This is a genomic window from Microbacterium sp. IO18 (assembly GCF_049099505.1).
GTDB classification, from domain to species: domain Bacteria; phylum Actinomycetota; class Actinomycetes; order Actinomycetales; family Microbacteriaceae; genus Microbacterium; species Microbacterium aurugineum.
In genome coordinates this window covers 497,644-515,163 of the sequence record NZ_JBMJAF010000002.1, presented here as the reverse complement: position 1 = coordinate 515,163, position 17,520 = coordinate 497,644, and the positions used below count along the sequence as shown (strand labels likewise).

15 protein-coding genes are annotated in these 17,520 nt (G+C 70.7%); 6 read left to right on the top strand and 9 right to left on the bottom strand.

Annotation, left to right across the window (positions count from 1 at the left end; genetic code table 11):
* Positions 1-23 precede the first annotated feature (23 nt).
* Both ACLF6J_RS14215 and ACLF6J_RS14210 read left to right on the top strand, forming a co-directional pair.
* A complete protein-coding gene (locus ACLF6J_RS14215) occupies positions 24-1,277 on the top strand; it encodes an ATP-binding protein (protein ID WP_244093498.1) in 1,254 nt (417 codons plus the stop codon).
* Positions 1,270-1,926, top strand: coding sequence for a LuxR C-terminal-related transcriptional regulator (locus ACLF6J_RS14210; RefSeq protein ID WP_047524580.1), 657 nt, complete (start codon positions 1,270-1,272; stop codon positions 1,924-1,926). Before ACLF6J_RS14215 ends, ACLF6J_RS14210 begins: the two co-directional genes overlap by 8 nt.
* 25 nt (positions 1,927-1,951) lie before the next feature.
* On the opposite strand, the gene ACLF6J_RS14205 is transcribed toward ACLF6J_RS14210, so the two are convergent.
* Positions 1,952-2,359, bottom strand: coding sequence for a DapH/DapD/GlmU-related protein (locus ACLF6J_RS14205; protein WP_047524579.1), 408 nt, complete (start codon positions 2,357-2,359; stop codon positions 1,952-1,954).
* Between the two features lie 98 nt (positions 2,360-2,457).
* Positions 2,458-3,198, bottom strand: a complete 741-nt coding sequence (locus tag ACLF6J_RS14200; RefSeq protein WP_134352130.1) for an alpha/beta fold hydrolase — start codon at positions 3,196-3,198, stop codon at positions 2,458-2,460.
* 73 nt (positions 3,199-3,271) lie between these two features.
* On the opposite strand from ACLF6J_RS14200, the gene ACLF6J_RS14195 reads away from it, so the two are divergent.
* A complete protein-coding gene (locus ACLF6J_RS14195; RefSeq protein ID WP_134352129.1) occupies positions 3,272-3,973 on the top strand; it encodes a helix-turn-helix transcriptional regulator in 702 nt (233 codons plus the stop codon).
* Here the strand turns inward: ACLF6J_RS14195 and ACLF6J_RS14190 are convergent, their stop codons facing one another.
* Genes ACLF6J_RS14190 through ACLF6J_RS14175 form a run of 4 tightly spaced genes read right to left on the bottom strand, consistent with a single transcriptional unit; the run spans position 3,974 to position 11,910 of the window.
* Positions 3,974-4,747, bottom strand: coding sequence for a DNA-formamidopyrimidine glycosylase family protein (locus ACLF6J_RS14190; protein WP_131492427.1), 774 nt, complete (start codon positions 4,745-4,747; stop codon positions 3,974-3,976).
* The gene (locus ACLF6J_RS14185; RefSeq protein WP_131492426.1) at positions 4,747-5,541 is read right to left on the bottom strand and encodes an EI24 domain-containing protein; all 795 of its coding nucleotides are present in this window, start codon (positions 5,539-5,541) and stop codon (positions 4,747-4,749) included. The genes ACLF6J_RS14190 and ACLF6J_RS14185 overlap by 1 nt, the downstream gene beginning before the upstream one ends.
* 23 nt (positions 5,542-5,564) lie before the next feature.
* Positions 5,565-10,169, bottom strand: a complete 4,605-nt coding sequence (locus ACLF6J_RS14180; protein ID WP_134352128.1) for an ATP-dependent helicase — start codon at positions 10,167-10,169, stop codon at positions 5,565-5,567.
* A 49-nt stretch (positions 10,170-10,218) separates the two neighbouring features.
* Positions 10,219-11,910 (bottom strand): ABC-F family ATP-binding cassette domain-containing protein, encoded by a 1,692-nt coding sequence (locus ACLF6J_RS14175; protein ID WP_134352127.1) that lies wholly within the window; start codon positions 11,908-11,910, stop codon positions 10,219-10,221.
* 283 nt (positions 11,911-12,193) lie between these two features.
* Here ACLF6J_RS14175 and ACLF6J_RS14170 point away from each other — a divergent pair, with 283 nt between their 5' ends.
* Positions 12,194-12,478: a hypothetical protein gene (locus tag ACLF6J_RS14170; protein WP_208526476.1), complete on the top strand. Its 285-nt coding sequence runs from the start codon at positions 12,194-12,196 to the stop codon at positions 12,476-12,478.
* Here ACLF6J_RS14170 and ACLF6J_RS14165 read toward each other — a convergent pair whose 3' ends face one another.
* Entirely contained in the window at positions 12,479-13,135 is a 657-nt protein-coding gene (locus ACLF6J_RS14165) for an alpha/beta hydrolase (protein WP_244093496.1), read from the bottom strand.
* A gap of 218 nt (positions 13,136-13,353) precedes the next feature.
* Between ACLF6J_RS14165 and ACLF6J_RS14160 the strand changes: the two genes are divergently transcribed.
* Positions 13,354-13,959: an NUDIX hydrolase family protein gene (locus ACLF6J_RS14160; RefSeq protein ID WP_047524563.1), complete on the top strand. Its 606-nt coding sequence runs from the start codon at positions 13,354-13,356 to the stop codon at positions 13,957-13,959.
* Positions 13,960-14,148: 189 nt separating this feature from the next.
* Here ACLF6J_RS14160 and ACLF6J_RS14155 read toward each other — a convergent pair whose 3' ends face one another.
* A complete protein-coding gene (locus ACLF6J_RS14155; protein ID WP_134352125.1) occupies positions 14,149-15,216 on the bottom strand; it encodes a threonine aldolase family protein in 1,068 nt (355 codons plus the stop codon).
* Between the two features lie 55 nt (positions 15,217-15,271).
* On the opposite strand from ACLF6J_RS14155, the gene ACLF6J_RS14150 reads away from it, so the two are divergent.
* Positions 15,272-16,735: an MFS transporter gene (locus ACLF6J_RS14150; protein WP_134352124.1), complete on the top strand. Its 1,464-nt coding sequence runs from the start codon at positions 15,272-15,274 to the stop codon at positions 16,733-16,735.
* Between the two features lie 24 nt (positions 16,736-16,759).
* On the opposite strand, the gene ACLF6J_RS14145 is transcribed toward ACLF6J_RS14150, so the two are convergent.
* Positions 16,760-17,419, bottom strand: coding sequence for an SDR family NAD(P)-dependent oxidoreductase (locus ACLF6J_RS14145; RefSeq protein ID WP_134352123.1), 660 nt, complete (start codon positions 17,417-17,419; stop codon positions 16,760-16,762).
* Positions 17,420-17,520: the final 101 nt, after the last annotated feature.

Genomic DNA, 17,520 nt, shown 5'->3' with positions numbered 1-17,520 from the left:
GGAGCGCCCATGCGGATGATTGGATGGGCGACATGTCCTCTTCGGCGCACGCTCCCGCGCGATCAGCGCCCATCGCTGCGCCGCGCCCGCCGCTGACCCGTGATCGCGACTGCCTGGTGGCCGGGGTGAGTGCGGGCCTCGCGCGACACCTGGGCGTGCGGGTGGGGCTGGTGCGAGCGCTGTTCCTCGCGCTGACGCTGTGCGGCGGCGCCGGCATCCTCCTCTACGCCTGGTGCTGGGCCTTCACGCCGTGGAGCGAGGGGGAGGAGGCCCCGACCAGACGCGTACCGGTCGCCTGGCTGCTGCTCGCTCCCGCCGGTGTCGGGATCCTCATCGTGCTGGCCTGGCGCGGCGGCAGTGACTGGCTGAGCGGATCGATCCCGCCCGATCTCGCCGCGGTCGTCGTCGGTGGCACGGTGGGCTTCGCGACGGGCGCCGGGCTCTGGGCGACCCTGATCGATCGCACCGACACCGCGCGCGGACCGCGACACACGATGACCGTCCGGATCCTGGCTCTCGTGCTGCTCGCCCTGCTGTTCACCGTGCTGCTCTCCTGGCCCATCGCGCGCTCGGGGGTGGCGCTCGTGCTCCTCCCTCTCGCCGGGCTCGCTGCGGTGATCTCCTCGGCCCTCATCCCGCGATGGCGCGAACTGTCCGGCGAGCGGGTGCGCCGCATCCGTGAGGAGCAGCGCAGCCAGATGGCCGCGCACCTGCACGATTCCGTGCTGCAGACGCTGGCGCTGATCCAGAACAGGGCAGGAGCCTCCAGCGAGGCGGCCCGCCTCGCCAGGGCGCAGGAGCGCGAGCTGCGCGCATGGTTGTACGACGGCGACGCACCGGCCGACAGCGACCTCCCGACGGATCTGCGTGACTACGCAGGGGCCCTCGAGCTCGACTATCCGGTGCGCATCGACGTCGTGTCGGCGGGCCTCTCCACCGAGCGCGCCAGCGGGGAACTCGCGGCGGCGGCCCGAGAGGCGATCCTCAACGCCGCGCGGCATGCCGGCGGGGACATCTCGGTGTACATCGAGGGGAGCGCCGCGGGCGTCGACGTCTTCATCCGGGACCGCGGTGAGGGCTTCGACCTCGACGATGTGCCGAGCGATCGCCTCGGGGTACGGGAGTCGATCATCGGCCGGATGCGTCGTGCCGGAGGCACCGGAGCGGTCCGCAGCGACGCGAACGGGACCGAAGTGCATCTGAGCATTCTGGCGGTCCCGCCGTACGACCGAGCGGCGGGGCGAACGATCCCCACCCGGGAGGACGACCATGCCTGAGAGCATCCGCGTCGTGATCGTCGACGACCACTCGATCTTCCGCTCCGGCCTGCGTGCCGACCTCGATGCGAGTGTCGACGTGGTCGGCGAGGCGGCGGACGTGCCGTCCGCGATCGCCGTGATCGCGGAGACACAGCCGGACGTCGTCCTGCTCGACGTGCACCTGCCGGGTGGGAGTGGCGACGATGCCGCGGGCGGAGAAGCGGTGATCCGCGGGTCGGCCACGGCGGCGCGGTTCCTCGCGCTCAGCGTCTCGGATGCTGCCGCCGACGTCGTGCGCGTGATCCGGGCGGGCGCCCGCGGCTACATCACCAAAGGGTCATCGGGCATCGAGGTCAGCAGCGCCGTGCACGCCGTGGCGGACGGGGATGCGGTCTTCTCACCGCGGCTCGCTGGGTTCGTTCTTGACGCCTTCGGAGCGGTCGCCGGTGAGACCGCGACGGCGACCGACGAACTGGATCGCCTCTCCGCGCGTGAGCAGGAGGTCATGCGGCTGATCGCCCGCGGCTACGCCTACAAGGAGGTCGCTTCGGAGCTCTTCATCTCGATCAAGACGGTCGAGACGCACGTGTCATCCGTGCTGCGCAAGCTGCAGCTCTCCTCCCGCCACGAACTCACCGCGTGGGCGTCGGAGCGCCGCCTGCTGTAGTCGTGACGGCCCGGCTGTCACCCCGTCAGGCCGCGAGCCACAGCCCCTTCTGATCCGTCGCGATGGTGAGCCCGGCCGCGACGGTCTCGTCGTCGCCGATCCTGGCGCCGCGGATGATGCGCGCTCCGGCGCCGACATCGGTGCGGACCCCCACGTAGGCGTGGTCGCCGATCGCGGCACCCTGGCCGATGTGCGCGTGCGCGTCGACGAACGCGCCCTCCCCGACCACGGCGTCTTCGTCGATCCAGGCGCCGCGGGCGATGGTCGCCCCGGCGCCGACGCGCGCGCCCGGTTCGATGTAGGCACCCGCCTCGATGTGCGCCTTCGGATGCACCTTCGCGCCATGCGCGACGAGACCCCGACCGTTCGCGTGCTTGCGGTACCGCAGCGTCGCTCCCTGGTCGTTCTCGATGTCGACGTAGTTCTTACCCACGATTCCTCCCGTGCTCCGGAGTCTCTTCCGGATATATCAACAACCACGGCAGGGGTGGATTCATTCCCTCGGATGGATGTCCTCGGTGTCCGCGGTGCTCAGCCCACGCGCGAGGCCGCGTCGCGGATCGCCATTGCGAGATCCGCGGGACGGCTCCACAGGGGCCAGTGGCCGGTGGGCAGGTCCACGAGCTCCAGATTCTCGAGTGCGTCGACCTCGGCGAACATGGGGTGTCCGGCGTGGGCGAGTTCCTGCAGCTGCGCGCTCGGGATCGAGCAGCAGACGATGGTGGTGGGTGTCCGGCGGCGCGCATCGTCGGAGAGGGGCACCGGATCGCGGAGCACGGGTCCCGGCTCGGGGACCGCGCGTTCGCGGAAGCGGTCGAGCATCGCGGTGCTCAGGCCCTCGAGGCTGGCCTGCTGTCCGAGAACGTCGAACGGTGGCAGGGGCAGCGCCTCCACCGTCTCCGGGAGGTCCGGTGCGAACACGCTTCCCGGCGCGACCGGGCCGGAATCGACCCACACCACACGGCGGACGAGCGCGGGGTGCCGATCGAGGACGATGCTGACCGGGGCATTGGCTCCGCTGTGCCCGACGAGCACAACCGGCTGCTCCGCCGTGGCTCCGGAGCGCAGGACGGCCGCTTCGATCGCCGCCGCCTGCTCGTCGAGGGTCCGCGAGGAACGGTCGGGGTCATCCGGGTCCAGGCCGGGGAGCGTGAGCGCGATGGCGTCCGATCCGTCCGCCGCCAGGTGCGCGCGCACCTCGTCCCAGGCCCATGCGCCGAGCCAGTGGCCCGCGATCAGGATGATGGTCGGAGTATTCGATGCTGTCGTCATGACCCGATGCTCGCACTGCGTGCGGACAGCTGTATGGCACTATTTCTGTCATGAATTCATCGGAGTGTGCGGAGTGAGGCGGAGCGAACGACTTCATGCGCTGTCCGAGATGCTGCGTCGCGGCGGAACCAGGGGTTACCCGGCCGAGCGGCTCGCGGCGGAGTTCGAGGTGTCCGTCAGAACCGTAAAGCGAGACCTCGCCGCCTTGGCGAGCAGTGGCGCGCCCGTCTGGTCGAGACCCGGGCCCGGAGGAGGCTACGGTCTGGCTCCGAGCGCGAATCTGCCGCCGATCACCCTCTCGCCGGCCCAGGCGGTGGCGCTCCTGGCGGCTGTCTCCGCGGCGTCCGACGCCCCGTACGCCGATCTGGCTTCGGCCGGGGTCCGGAAGATCCTGGACGTCCTCGATCCCGCCACGCGCGGCCGCGCGGCCGACCTCGCACGTCGGATCTGGGTGGCGGGGGCGCCCTCGTCCTCACGCACCGTCCGATCGGTCCTGGAGGAGGCGATGTCCGCGCAGCGTACGGTCCGCATCCGCTATACGTCGCGCGTCGGGGCCACGACCACGAGGGAAGTGGAGCCCGTGATGTTCGCCTCCACGAACGGGCAGTGGTACCTCGTCGGGTGGTGCCTGCTGCGCGACGCGATGCGCTGGTTCGTCGTGTCGAACATCGAGAAGGCGACCCTGACGAGCGCGGCCTGCAGCGGCCATACCGTTGCGGAGGTCGGAACCCCTCCGCCGAACGCCAGGCCCGTGCTCGTCAGCGACGGCGAGTGACTAGCGCTGACACGACGGGCACCAGAAGGTCACGCGTTCGCGTGTCGGATCCGCGCCCTGTTCGCCGCGTCGGATGAGGGTGCCGCAGCGGCGGCAGGGGCGCCCGGCGCGGCCGTAGACCCAGGTGCCCTGACCCGGTCGATCGATGCCCGTGAAGGTCCTGCTGCGGCGGTCGCGGTTGGCGCGGATGGTGCGCACGCCGAGGTCGAGAAGCGCGGAGACATCGACCTCCGGCGTCGGCGTCGTCGGCAGGATCCCCCGGAGGAACAGGAGCTCTGCAGCGTACTCGTTGCCGAATCCCGCGACGTTGCGCTGGTCGAGGAGGGCGACGTGGATACTGCGGGCGTCGGCACCGAGCCGCCGGTTCGCCTCGTCTGCGTCCCAGTCATCGGCGAGCGGGTCCGGGCCGAGATAGCCCACCAGCTGTTCCTCGTCGCGGGTCGGGACGACTTCGATCTCGGCGAGATCGACACCGACGGCCTCACGGTCGGCCGTGCCGATGATCGCGCGGACCTTGAAGGCCGGATGCCGCCACTTCTCGCCGTGGCGGTAGACGAACCACGCCCCGTCCATGCGCAGATGGGAATGCAGGGTGCTGTCGCCGATGCGCGCGAGCAGGTGCTTGCCCCGGGGTACCACCGCGTGCACCCGCTGACCGGTCAGATCCAGGGTGGCGAAGCGGGGGACACGAAGGTCGAACCGGGTCACCTCGGACCCGGCCAGAGCCTCGTCGAGGCGTCGCGCCGTGCGGAAGACCGTGTCGCCCTCGGGCATCAGGGAGCCTCGGACGGCGCGGGTGGAGGCGGGAGCAGCGGGGGGTGAGGGGAGGCCGTGACGGCGGCCCGAGCGAGCATGTCGCGCGCCAGCACGGTGCTGCCGGCGACCGCAGCCGGCATGACCGCGACGGCACCACCGGGAATCAGGAAACAGAGCTGCGTGGCGACGCCGAAACCGAGCACCCGCGCCCGGCTGCCCGAGAACAGGGCGGCACGGTCGGCCGGACTGAGGTCACGAGCGTCGAAGGCACGCCCGGTGAGTTCGCGCGCCAGCAGTCGGCCGGTCAGCACCACACCCGCGATCGCGCCGAGGAATCCCCCCACGGCAGGGAGGAAGCCGATCAGGAGGACCAGGATCGCGATCAGGATGCCGAGCACCACGAGACGCAGCCCCTCGCCGATCGTGGTCCAGAAGCTGCCGCCGTCGGCAGGGGGAGCGTCACCGAGATCGACCTCGACGGCGTGCCAGATGCGCTGGTAGAACGGGTCGCCGATGGTCAGCGTCAGTGCGCTGAAGACCACGCTGGCGAGGGCGAGGGCGGCTGCGACGACCACGAAGCCCACGGCCGCGCGCAACAGGCCCTTCCACGGCTCGATCCATCCCTCCGCGAACGGCGTGAGCCACGCGGAGACCGAAGGCATGCCGATCACGAGCGGGATCAGTGCTGCGGCGAGGATCAGGACCGCGATGATCGCAGGGATCAGACCGAGCATCATGAGCCCGGGGCGCGTGCGCCACAGCCCGAACCCGTGCAACAGCGTACGGACGCCGGTGGCGAACTCTCGGATCATGGCTTCCAGCGTAGGTGCATCGTTCAGGTGACCTTGCGGAGGGTGTAGCCGCGGGGCGTGGCCACGAACCCCGCCTCCTGCAGGGCGAGAGCGAGCTCGGTGCCGTAGACGCCCTCGCCGTTGATCTTCTCGACCGTGAGGGTGTCGAGCCGGCGTGCGCGTGCGGTCGCCGCGAGATCGGTGGCCGCGGCCCGCAGCACGTCGCCGTCTTCGCTGAAGGCCAGCACCGTGCGTCCGCCGCGCTCGAGGGAGAGGACGAGTGTTCCGTCGACGAGGACCACGAGCCCGCCGGCCTTGCGCCCCGGGCGGTGCGAGACCCCGTCGAGCTTGGGCCAGCCGAGAGCGGCACCGTAGGGGTTGGCGGGGTCGGTGGCGGCGAGGGTCACGGCATCGCGTGGGGGCGGATCGGCGAGTCCCGCATAGGTGCGCAGACGATCGACCGTTCCGGACGCGGCGAACTGGGCGGCCCCGAGCTTCTCGATCACGTAGCCACGACGACAGTGCCCGGCCTCTTCGAAGCCCGCCAGCACGCGGTACGCCTGGGCGAAGCCGCCGGGGAGGCCCTCCGCCTGGACCGCACCGCGGGTGACGACACCGTAGCGATCGAGGAGGAGGCCCGCGGTCACGGTGGCCCTGCGGGAAGCGTCCTTCTCGACGGGAGGCAGCAACGACCATCGGCCTCCGATCGACGGCGGCCTCGGCGCGGCGGAACCGGTGAAGGACACACCGCGGTAGGTGCGGGCGCGGGGGGCGCGGCGCTTCACCTTGTGCGCCTGCGAGCCGCCGGCGAGCAGCGAGCGGATCGGCGCGAAGGTGTCGTTGGTCACGTAGCCCGACCAGGTCAGCGACCACAGCGCTTCGAGGACGGACTGCTCGTTCTCGGCGGCCGCCATGTCTTTCAGCTGCCCTGCGAAGTACGCGCCGCCGACGTCGAGGGCGATGAGGATCCGCGACTCCAAGGAATCGGAGGCGATCTCGGCATCGGGCTCCGGCAGCGTGAACGGCGCGAGATCGGCGGGGTGCATCGACACCCAGCCGTCGCGTCCCGGGAGCGTGCCGTGGCCGGACCAGATCACCTCGCCGGCCGCCGTGAGCTCGTCCAGAAGGGCGGGCGTGTAGTCGCGCACGCGAGAGGGCAGCACCAACGATTCCCACGCGCTCGCAGGGATCGGCACGCCCGCGAACTGCTCGATCACGGTGAGCACGCCGTCGACGCCTTCGAGAGGCCGACCGATGTGCTGCCAGTCGGGGAGGAAACGGGCGTAGGCCTCGGGGGAGACCGGTTCGACGGATCCGCGGATCGCGGCGAGCGAGCGCATGCGGAGTCGGCGGAGCACCTCGGCGTCGCACCACTCGATCGCGTCGCCGCTCCCGGCGGCCTCGGGGAGGAAATACCCGCTGGTGAGGCGCCCCGCGGTCTCCAGGCGCTGAAGCGTATGACGGGCGACCGCGGCGCCGAGTCCGAACCGGGTGGCGACGGCGTCCGTCGTGAACGGGCCGTGCGTGCGGGCATACCGGGCGATGAGATCGCCCAGCGGATCGGCGACGGGTTCGAGGAACGCGACCGGGATCCCCGTCGGGAGTGCGGCGCCCAGCGCATCGCGCAGTCGCCCGGCATCCTCGATGGCGGCGACACGGCTCATCCCGCCGACCGTCACGGGGATCGCGCGCCGGGCCGCGACCAGGTCGCCCAGCAGCGCGGCGGCGGCATCCGCCCCGACGGTGCCTCCCGCTGCGCCGGGCACGCTCTCCGGGTCGAGGCGCAGGGCCACTTCCTCTGCATCGAGCGGCCCGAGCATGCGCAGCAGATCGGCCACGCCCTCGATGCCACGCGCGCGACGGTCGGGGTCGAGCCGCTGGGCCTCGCGCTCGAACTGGACGAGCACTTCGGGGTCGAGGAGTTCACGCAGTTCCACCGTGCCCAGCAGCTCGCCGAGGAGCGCAGGGTCGACCGACAGCGCGGCTGCCCGGCGTTCGGCGAGGGGCGAGTCGCCCTCGTACATGAACGCGCCCACATAGCCGAACAGCAGATCGCGGGCATAGGGCGACGGCTGGCCGGGCTCGGTCTCCACCAGGCGGATCCGGCGGTCGGCGATCGACGTCGCGAGGGCGCGCAGGGAGGGGAGGTCGTAGACGTCTTGGAGCACCTCGCGCAGCGTCTCGAGGATCACGGGGAACGTGGGGTGGCGCCTGGCCACTTCGAGCAGCTGCGCCGACCGCTGCCTTTGCTGCCACAGCGGGGTGCGCTTGTTCGGGTTCATGCGGGGCATGAGCAGCGCGCGTGCCGCGCACTCGCGGAAGCGGGAGGCGAACAGGGCCGAGCCGCCCACCTCCTCCGTCACGATGTGCTCCAGCTCTTCGGGCTCGAACACGAACAGTTCGGCGCCCGGTGGCTCCGCCTCCGCGTCGGGGATCCGCACGATGATGCCGTCGTCGCTCGCGACCGCCGATCCCTCGACGCCCAGGCGTTCGCGCACGCGGGCGTTGATCGCCAGAGCCCAGGGCGCGTGCACCTTCATGCCGTACGGGGAATGCAGGATGACCCGCCAGTCGCCGACCTCGTCGCGACCCCGCTCCACCGTGAGCGTGCGGTCGGTGGGAAGCGTGCCGGTCGCCTCGCGCTGCTCCGTGAGGTGCGCCAGGAGGTTCGCTCGAGCCTGCTCGTCGAGGCCCGCATCGATCAGTCGCTGTGCCGCCTTCTCGGGAGGTGCCGTCGACACCTCGCGCGCGAAGGCGCCGAGCGCCTCGCCGAGCTCGAACGGCCGGCCGATGCCGTCGCCGTGCCAGAACGGCACCTTGCCGGGCTGTCCGTAGGCGGGGATCACGTTGACACGGTCGTGGGTGATCTCGGCGATCCGCCAACTGGTCGTGCCGAGCGTGAACACGTCGCCCACCCGCGATTCGTAGACCATCTCCTCATCGAGCTCGCCCACGCGGGCGCCGGTGGTCTCGCCGGCCACGAAGACCCCGAACAGTCCGCGGTCGGGGATCGTCCCGCCGCTGGTCACCGCGATGCGCTGCGCGCCGGGCCTCCCGGTCAGCGTCCCCGCGTCGCGGTCCCAGACGAGTCGCGGACGCAGCTCGGCGAACTCATCGGACGGGAAGCGTCCGGCCAGCAGATCGAGCGTGGCCTCGTACGCAGAACGCGGGAGGGATTGGAACGGTGCCGAACGACGGACGGTCTCGAACCACTCCTCCACGCTGATCGCACCGAGGGCGCTCGCCGCGACGGTCTGCTGGGCGAGGATGTCGAGCGGATTGCGCGGCACCTGGATCGCCTCGATTTTCCCCGCCAGCATCCGCTCGGTGACGATCGCGGTGTGCAGCACATCGCCGCGGTGCTTGGGGAAGAGCGCGGCACGGCTGATCTCGCCCACCTGGTGTCCTGCGCGTCCGACGCGTTGCAGGCCGGAAGCCGCCGACGGCGGGGCCTCGACCTGGATCACGAGGTCGACCGCACCCATGTCGATGCCGAGTTCGAGGCTGCTCGTCGCGACGACGCAGCGCAGGACGCCCGACTTGAGCTCTTCCTCGACCTGGGCGCGCTGCTCCTTCGACACCGATCCGTGGTGTGCCTTGGCGAGCACGGGGTCGGCGCCGGCCGTGGCTCCGGCCTGCGCCATCATTGCCGCAGGGACGGTCGCTGCGGGCAGCTCGACGCCGATCCGCTCGGAGTGGATCTCGTTGAGACGACCTGTGAGCCGCTCGGCCAGGCGCCGCGAGTTGGCGAACACGATCGTCGAGTTGTTCTGCAGGATGCGGTCGACGATCGCCTCCTCCACATGCGGCCAGACCGAGCCGGTGACTTCGGTGTACTCCGCATCCCCGGTCTCGCCCGCGACACCGGGCGGGGGCGGCGGATTGGTCATGTCGTCCATCGGTACGACGACCCCGAGTTCGAAGGTCTTGGACGCCGGCGGTGCCACGATCTCCACCGGAGCCGACCCGCCGAGGAACCGCGCGACCTCGTCGATCGGACGCACGGTGGCCGAGAGGCCGATCCGTTGTGCCGGTGTCTCGATGCCGTTCGTGCGGCGAAGTGCGTCGAGGCGTTCGAGACTCACGGCCAGGTGCGCGCCGCGCTTGGTGGCGGCGACGGCGTGCACTTCGTCGATGATCACGGTGTGCACGCCCCGCAGCGTCTCGCCCGCGCGGCTTGTGAGCATGAGGTACAGCGACTCGGGGGTGGTGATCAGGATGTCGGGCGGATCCGACACCAGCTTGCGGCGGTCGCTCGACGTGGTGTCGCCCGAACGCACTCCCACCGTGACTGCGGGCGCGGGCACACCGAGGCGGCGCGCGGACTGGCCGATGCCGATCAGCGGGGAGCGCAGATTGCGTTCGACGTCGACGCCCAGTGCCTTCAAGGGGGAGATGTAGAGGATGCGGGTTCGAGGCTCGCCCTTCGCCGGGAGCGCGGCCTCGGACGTGCGTTCTCGGAAGACGCTGTCGATCGACCACAGGAACGCCGACAGCGTCTTTCCCGAGCCCGTGGGCGCCACGACCAGAGCGTGCTTCCCGGCGGAGATCGCCTCCCACGCACCCGCCTGGGCCGGGGTGGGCGCGGGGAACGCACCCCGGAACCAGTCCTGTGTGGCCGGGGTGAAGCGGTCGAGCACATCGCTCATGTCTCCATCTTCGTCGAGGCCGGGGACATCCGGGCCGTCCTCCCGCGCGTCACGGCTCCAGCGAGACCTCCCGCAGCGCGCCGTCCCCGTCGATCTCGAGGGTGAGGTCGAGGTCGAGCCGACGCAGGAACGCGTCGTCATGACTCACCACGAGCACCGCACCGCGGTAGGCGCGGAGGGCGTCGACCAGCTGGTCGACCGTGTCGAGGTCGAGGTTGTTCGTCGGCTCGTCCAGCACCACGAGGTGGGGTGCCGGGTCGGCCAGCAGCAGCGTCGCCAGCGCGACGCGGAAGCGCTCGCCGCCGGACAGCGCCGACACCGGACGGTCCGCGGTGGCCCCTCGGATGAGGAACCGGGCGAGGCGGTTGCGCAGTTCCTTCTCCGGTACGTGCGGCGCCGCGGCGGCGATGTTCTCGAACACCGAGCGCTTCTCGTCGAGACCGTCGACCCGCTGCGGCAGGTAGCCGACCAGGTCGGTGTGGGCCTCGGCATGCAGGCTCGGGCGTTCAGAACTCAGGACTTCCGTCTCGGATCCGTCTTCCTCCGCCCTCGGCGCCTCGAGGGGAGCCGTTTCTCCTGAGTTGTGAACCCCGCCGGCCACCAACCGCTCCAGCAGGGTCGTCTTCCCGGCACCGTTGCGCCCGATCAACGCCACCCGCTCGGGGCCCTGGATCACCCAGGCCCGCTCGTGATCGCCGATCGTCGCGATCCGGCGGCTGCGCGACATCCCGGGGTCGGGCAACTCGATCTTCATCGACGCCTCGGAGCGCACGCGTCTCCCGGCGTCGTCGAGCACCGACCGTGCGGCATCCTCTTTCGCCCCGACCTCGGTGCGGAGCCTGCCGGCCGACACCTCGGCAGCCATCTTGCGGCCGTGGGCGATGATCTTCGGGACCCGCTTCTCGATCTCGGCCTTCTTCGCCGTGCGTGCGCGGTGGGCGAGCTTCACCTCGGCCTCGATCCGCTGGCGCTTCTCCTTGCGGAACGCCTGGGCGGCGGTGACCTCGGCCTGTTTCGCCGCATCCTGCTCGGCATCCAGCCAGGCGCGCCACTGCGAGTATGGTCCGCCGAACACACTGAGTGTCTGGGCGTACAGCTCCGCGGTGTCGTCCATCAACTCGAGCAGGGACAGGTCGTGGCTGACGACGATGAGCGTGCCCTTCCAGGCGCGCACCATCGTGCCGAGCTTCGCCCTGGCGTCACGGTCGAGGTTGTTGGTCGGCTCGTCGAGCAGCGTGATCGGCGCGCGGCGCAGGCGGATGCCGGCGATCGCGACCAGGATCGCTTCGCCGCCGGACAGCTCGCCGACCCTGCGATCGAGGAACTCCGGCGCGAGGCCGGCTTCCGCCAACGAGGCCTCGGCGCGCGCCTCGATGTCCCAGTCGTCGCCGACGGCGTCGAAGTGCGCGGGATCGATGTCGCCCGCGCCGATCGCCCGGACGGCGTCGAGCGCCGCGGAGACGCCGAGAAGCTCCGCGACCCGACGGTCGACATCGAGCGTCAGCTGTTGCGGGAGATACGCGACATCGCCGGACGCCGTGACGATGCCCGAGGTGGGGTCGAGCTCGCCGGCGATCAGCCGCAACAGTGTGGACTTGCCGGCGCCGTTGCGACCGACCAGGCCCGTGCGACCGGAACCGAAGCTGCCGGAGACGCCGTCGAGCGCGATCGTGCCGTCCGGCCAGGCGAAGGCGAGCCGGTCGAGGGTGACCGACGCGTGAAGGGAAGTGGGTGTTGACATGGGTGTCTCCTGTCGAGTGCGAGGGTGCACTGACACCGAGCACCGGCCGGACGTGTGGAGTCACAGGTCGCGGAGGAGCGGGTCTGCCGTGGAGTCGGCGATCGTCGGGTCAGCGCGCGGGAAGAGAGGCGCGGAGGCGACGGATCAGATCAAAGGACTTCCAGACACGGCGGACAGGACTCCCCGACGATACCCGGGCGTGTCGGTGCCGCGCAACCCGGGCGTGTCGCGCATCCGTCGCGCGGGGGATGCCGTCGTGCGCAGGGATGCGTAGCGTGGAGGCATGGCAGATCGAGGTCCGAGTCCCCAGGAGTCCCGTTCGCGGATGGGGCTGGGCGTCGGCCTCGCACTCGGAATGGCGATCGGCGTGTCCCTCGGCTCCGCGCTGCAGAACTGGGCGCTCGGCATCGGGATCGGGATGGCAATTGGCATCGCGCTCTCGGTCGCCATCACGTCCGGCGGCACGTCACGCCGCCCTGCCGAGGGTGAGTCCGCGGACGAGGAATCCGAGGACGGGGACTCTCTCCCGGGCGAGCCGGATGCCGACGGGGATCGGCCCCCGCGCTGATCAGGGCGACGGGATCCGCTCGAGCCACTTCTCCAGGAACCGATGCACGTCGACCAGCTCCTCTTCGGAGATGCTGTGGGTCAGACCCGTGTACACCCGTCCGGAAAGCTCGGAGTGCGCGGGGAGCCACTGTGCCGTGTGGTCGATCAGTGCGGTCGGGATGACGTCGTCGTTCGTGCCGCGGCCCCAGAACACGGAGGGGCGCAGTTCGGTCAGCGCCTCGTCGTTCGGCAGCTCGCCCGGTGCGGCGTATCCGCTCAGCGCCACCACGGCGTCGATGCGCTCGGGCGCGAGTCGCAGCGCTTGCAGCGCCACCGCGGCGCCCTGCGAGAAGCCCAGCAGAGCGACCGACGGGGCATCTCCGACGGCCGTGGCGAGCCACTGCAGGAAGGCCTCCCCGGCAGCGGTCACGGCCTCGGGGGCGCGCCCTTCGAGTCCCTCGATCGGATACCACGAGCGGCCCGGCATCGGCCACGGAGGGGTGAGGGGTGCAGCGACGGAAGCCACGGCGATGCCCTCCGGCAGATAAGGGGTGAGCCCGAAGAGGTCGTGCTCGTCCGCCCCGTAGCCGTGCAGAAGGACCAGCAGCGGCATCCGTCCGCGGTCGAGGGACGACCATCGGGTCGCGGTGTCGTCGATCGTCAGGTTCTCGCTCACACCGTCATCCTGCCAGCAGCCGCCGACACACGATCCCCGCCGACACGCCAGATGTGGGACCGAGGAGTGGGCAACGTCCGACATCTGGCGTGTCGGCCGGCGAAACGGTGCACGTCGGGCCGCACGCACGGGGTAGGCGCGCGGGGGAGCGCACGCGGGAAGCGTGCGGTGGAGAGGGGCCGGTGTCGGTCCGAGGAGGCGGCTGGTAGAAAGGACACATGGCGGTCCGTACACCTGATCCCGACCCGGAGCCCGAAGACGAAGGTCTCGGCGCTTTCCGAGACGCGAACCCGCCGGCTCCGGATGCGAATCCCGGCTGGCTGAGCGAGTTCGAACTGGAGGAGGCGCGGCGGCGACTGCCGATGCTCTACGTCGAGGCGATCCCCGTGCGCACCGACGGCTCCGGCCAGGTGACCGAGATCGGCATCCTGCTGCGGTCCACCCCGATGGGGGAGATGACGCGCACGATCGTTTCCGGACGTGTGCGCTTCGGGGAGACGATCCGCGAGGCGCTCTTCCGACACGTGGAGAACGACCTGGGCCCGATGGCCTTCCCGCTGCTCCCGCCGCAGCCGCTGCCGTTCACGGTGGCCGAGTACTTCCCGATCCCCGGCGTCAGCGCCTTCCATGACGATCGGCAACACGCCGTGTCGCTGGCCTTCGTCGTGCCCGTCACCGGAACGTGCGAGCCGCGCCAGGATGCGCTCGAGGTCACCTGGTTCTCGCCGGAGGCCGCGGGATCCGACGCGGTCGCGGCCGAGATGGAGAACGGTCGAGGCACGCTGATCCGTCAGGCTCTCGCGAGCCTGGGTCTTCTGCGCTAGCACCCCCGCGCCGAGACCTGCGCGCGCGGCACCCCGCCTGCGCGCCGAGACCCCGCCTGCGCGCCGAGACCCCGCCTGCGCGCCGAGACCCCGCCCTGTCCGCGTCAGTAGCAGGGGGTTTCGGCGCGCAACGGGGGTCTGGGGCGTACCCGCTGCTCCGAGCCCTGCACCGCGCCGAGATCGCCCGGGTCAGCGCCGGGTGAGACGGGAGAGCTCGGCGACGAACGCGTCGACGTCGGCCTCCTCGGTGTCGAAGCCGCACATCCAGCGGACTTCCTTGCGGGCGGCATCCCAGTCGTAGAAACGGAACGAGTCGCGGAGCTGGTCCGCGACGCCGTCGGGCAGCGTCGCGAACACACCGTTCGACTGAGTCGGCTGCGTGAAGCCGACGCCGTGGATGGATCCTTCGGCGATGCCGGCCTCGATCTCGGAGCGCAGCCGGGCCGCCATGGCGTTGGCGTGCTGGGCGTTGCGCAGCCAGAGGTCGCCTTCGAGCAGCGCGATCAGCTGGGCCGAGACGAAGCGCATCTTCGACGACAGCTGCATGTTGAACTTGCGCGAGAATCTGAGGCCTTCGGCGGCGTCGGGGTTCAGCACCACGATCGCCTCGCCGAGCATCGCACCGTTCTTGGTGCCGCCGAACGTGAGCACGTCGACGCCGACGTCCCGGGTGAAAGCACGCAGGGGCAGGTCGAGGGCGGCGGCGGCGTTGGAGATGCGGGCGCCGTCGAGGTGCAGCTTCATACCGCGCTCGTGCACGTGATCGGCGATCGTGCGGATCTCTTCTGCGGTGTACAGGGTGCCCAGCTCAGTGCTCTGCGTGATCGAGACCACCAGAGGCTGCGCCCGGTGCTCGTCGCCCCAGCCCCAGGCCTCGCGGTCGATCAGCTCGGTGGTGAGCTTGCCGTCGTCGGTGGGAACCGTCAGCAGCTTGAAGCCGCCGATCTTCTCCGGGGCGGCAGCCTCGTCGACGTTGATGTGCGCGGTCGACGCCGCGATCACGGCGCCCCAGCGCGGGAGCATGGACTGCAGGCCGGTCACGTTCGCACCCGTGCCATTGAACACGGGGAACGCCTCCACGCCGTCGCCGAAGTGCGCCTGGAAGACCTCCTGCAGGCGGGCGGTGTACGCATCCTCCCCGTAGGCGCTCTGGTGACCGCCGTTCGCCGCGGCGATCGCCGCGAGGACGTCGGGGTGGATGCCGGAGTAGTTGTCACTGGCGAAGCCGCGGATCGCGGGATCATGCTGGATGCTCACCGCTCAAGCCTAATCGCCCTACCGAATGTCCCCGCCCCGCCCTACCCTCTAACCCATGGAGCGCACCGCAGCCAAGAGGGCTTTCGGCAACGTCCTCGTCAACACGCTCATTGCGAACGTGACGACGAGCTTCCTCTGGTTCGCGCTCACGTTCTGGGTCTACATCGAGACGCAGTCCGTGCTGGCCACGGGCATCATCGGTGGTGCGTACATGCTCTTCATCGCGTTCTTCGCGATGGCGTTCGGCACCATCGTCGACCGCAACCGCAAGCACACGGTCATGGTCATCTCGAGCGTCATCTCGGCGGCCGCCTTCCTGGTCGCCGGCGCTCTGTACCTGTGGCAGCCCGAAGCAGCGCTCCTCGATCTGGGCGGCCCGTGGTTCTGGCTGTTCTCCGGCGTGATCCTGTTCGGCGGGGTGATCGAGCAGCTGCGCAACATCGCCCTCTCGACCACCGTCACCCTGCTCATCCCTGAAGACCGCCGCGCCAACGCCAACGGCCTCGTGGGAACCGTGCAGGGCATCGCCTTCCTGGTCACCAGCGTGTTCTCGGGGCTCTCGATCGGGTTCCTCGGCATGGGCTGGACCCTCGCGATCGCGATCGCTGCGATGGCGCTCACCTTCGCGCACCTGATCTTCATCCGCATCCCCGAGGGGACGCCGAAGCCCGACCCCGAGGCGTCGAGCGCTCTCGACTTCCGCGGCAGTGTGAAGGCGATCCGCCTCGCCCCCGGGCTGTTCGCGCTCATCATCTTCTCCACGTTCAACAACCTCATCGGCGGCGTCTACATGGCGCTGATGGATCCGTACGGGCTGACCCTGTTCGACGCGCAGACCTGGGGCTTCGCCTTGGCGTTCGCGTCGACCGGCTTCTTGATCGGTGGTGCGCTCGTGGCGAAGTTCGGCCTCGGCCCCAAGCCGATGCGCACGATGCTGCTCGTGGTCATCGCGATGGGATTGCTGGGCTCGGTGTTCATGCTGCGCGAGTGGTGGCCGCTGTACGTGGTCGGCATGTGGGTGTACATGGCACTGGTGCCGCCGGTCGAGGCCGCGGAGCAGACCGTGATCCAGAAGGTCGTCCCGTTCGAGCGACAGGGGCGGGTGTTCGGGGTCGCGGCGGCGATGGAAGCGGCGGCAGCGCCGATCACCGCGTTCCTGATCGCCCCGATCGCGGAGTTCCTGATCATCCCGTACATGAACACCGCCGAGGGGCAGCAGCAGTGGGGGTGGCTGCTCGGCGAGGGCGAGGCCCGGGGCATCGCCCTCATCTGCCTCTTCGCGGGACTGATCATGGTGGTGGCCGCGACGCTCGCCTTCTTCACCCGCTCATACCGCAAGCTCACCGAGCTCTATGCGCAGGCGCCGGAGCAGGACATCCCGACGCCCGAGGGAGACGCCGAGGGGTCGGCGCCGCACACCCCGGACGCGAGCGAGGGAGAAGAGCCGGAAGAGCACGCCGAGGTCCGGCACGTGGAGGCTCCGCCCGTCGTGCCGGGCATACCGCCGGAACCCCGCTGAGCGCGGCGGGGATCCCGTCCGGACTCACTCCAGGTCGAACACCCGGTCGTTGAGGTCGGTGGCGTCCGCGTCCCACAGGGAAAGGATCCGGGTCGCGAGAGCCTCGGGGTCGAGCGCCTTGGCACGGAACACGACGGAGGCGGTGCGCAACGGTTCCCCGGCTTCCCGCGCGGCCTTGGCGTACCCCTGAGCAACCGCCCGCGCCCAGGCCTCACTGGCGGCCTTGACGGCGGCGTAGTTCGCTCCGCCGGCGAGGGGTCGTGCGACGGCGGTCGACGACACGATCGCGAATCGTCCGGCCTCGGAGGCGCGTAGCGCGGCGTCGAAGGCCCGGCTCGTGGCGCGCACGGATTCGAGGGCGGGCAGCAATGCGGCGAAGTCCTCGTCCGACTGGCCGGCGAGGCCGCCGCCGCCGCGCCAGCCGCCCACCAGCGGGATCACCGCGTCGACGGCTCCCGACCGGGAGGCGAGTGCGGCCATCTCCGCGAGGGAGGTCGCATCGGCGACCACGACCTCGGCGCCGGCATCGGCGAGCTCCTGCAGTCTGTCGGCGGAGCGACCGGTGGCGATGACGTGCGCACCGGCTCCGTGCAGGGCACGCGCGACCGCGAGACCCGCAGTGCTGGTCGCTCCCGCCAGCACGACCCTGCGGCCGGAGAGTCTCGATTCGGTCTGTTCAGCCATGTCTTCCACTCTTCCGCGTCGGAGGGGCTTCTGCGGCCGGAACCCGCGGAAGAATCCGCAGAACAGGTTCCGGCCGCAGCGCGGTGCGCCCCAGCGTCACA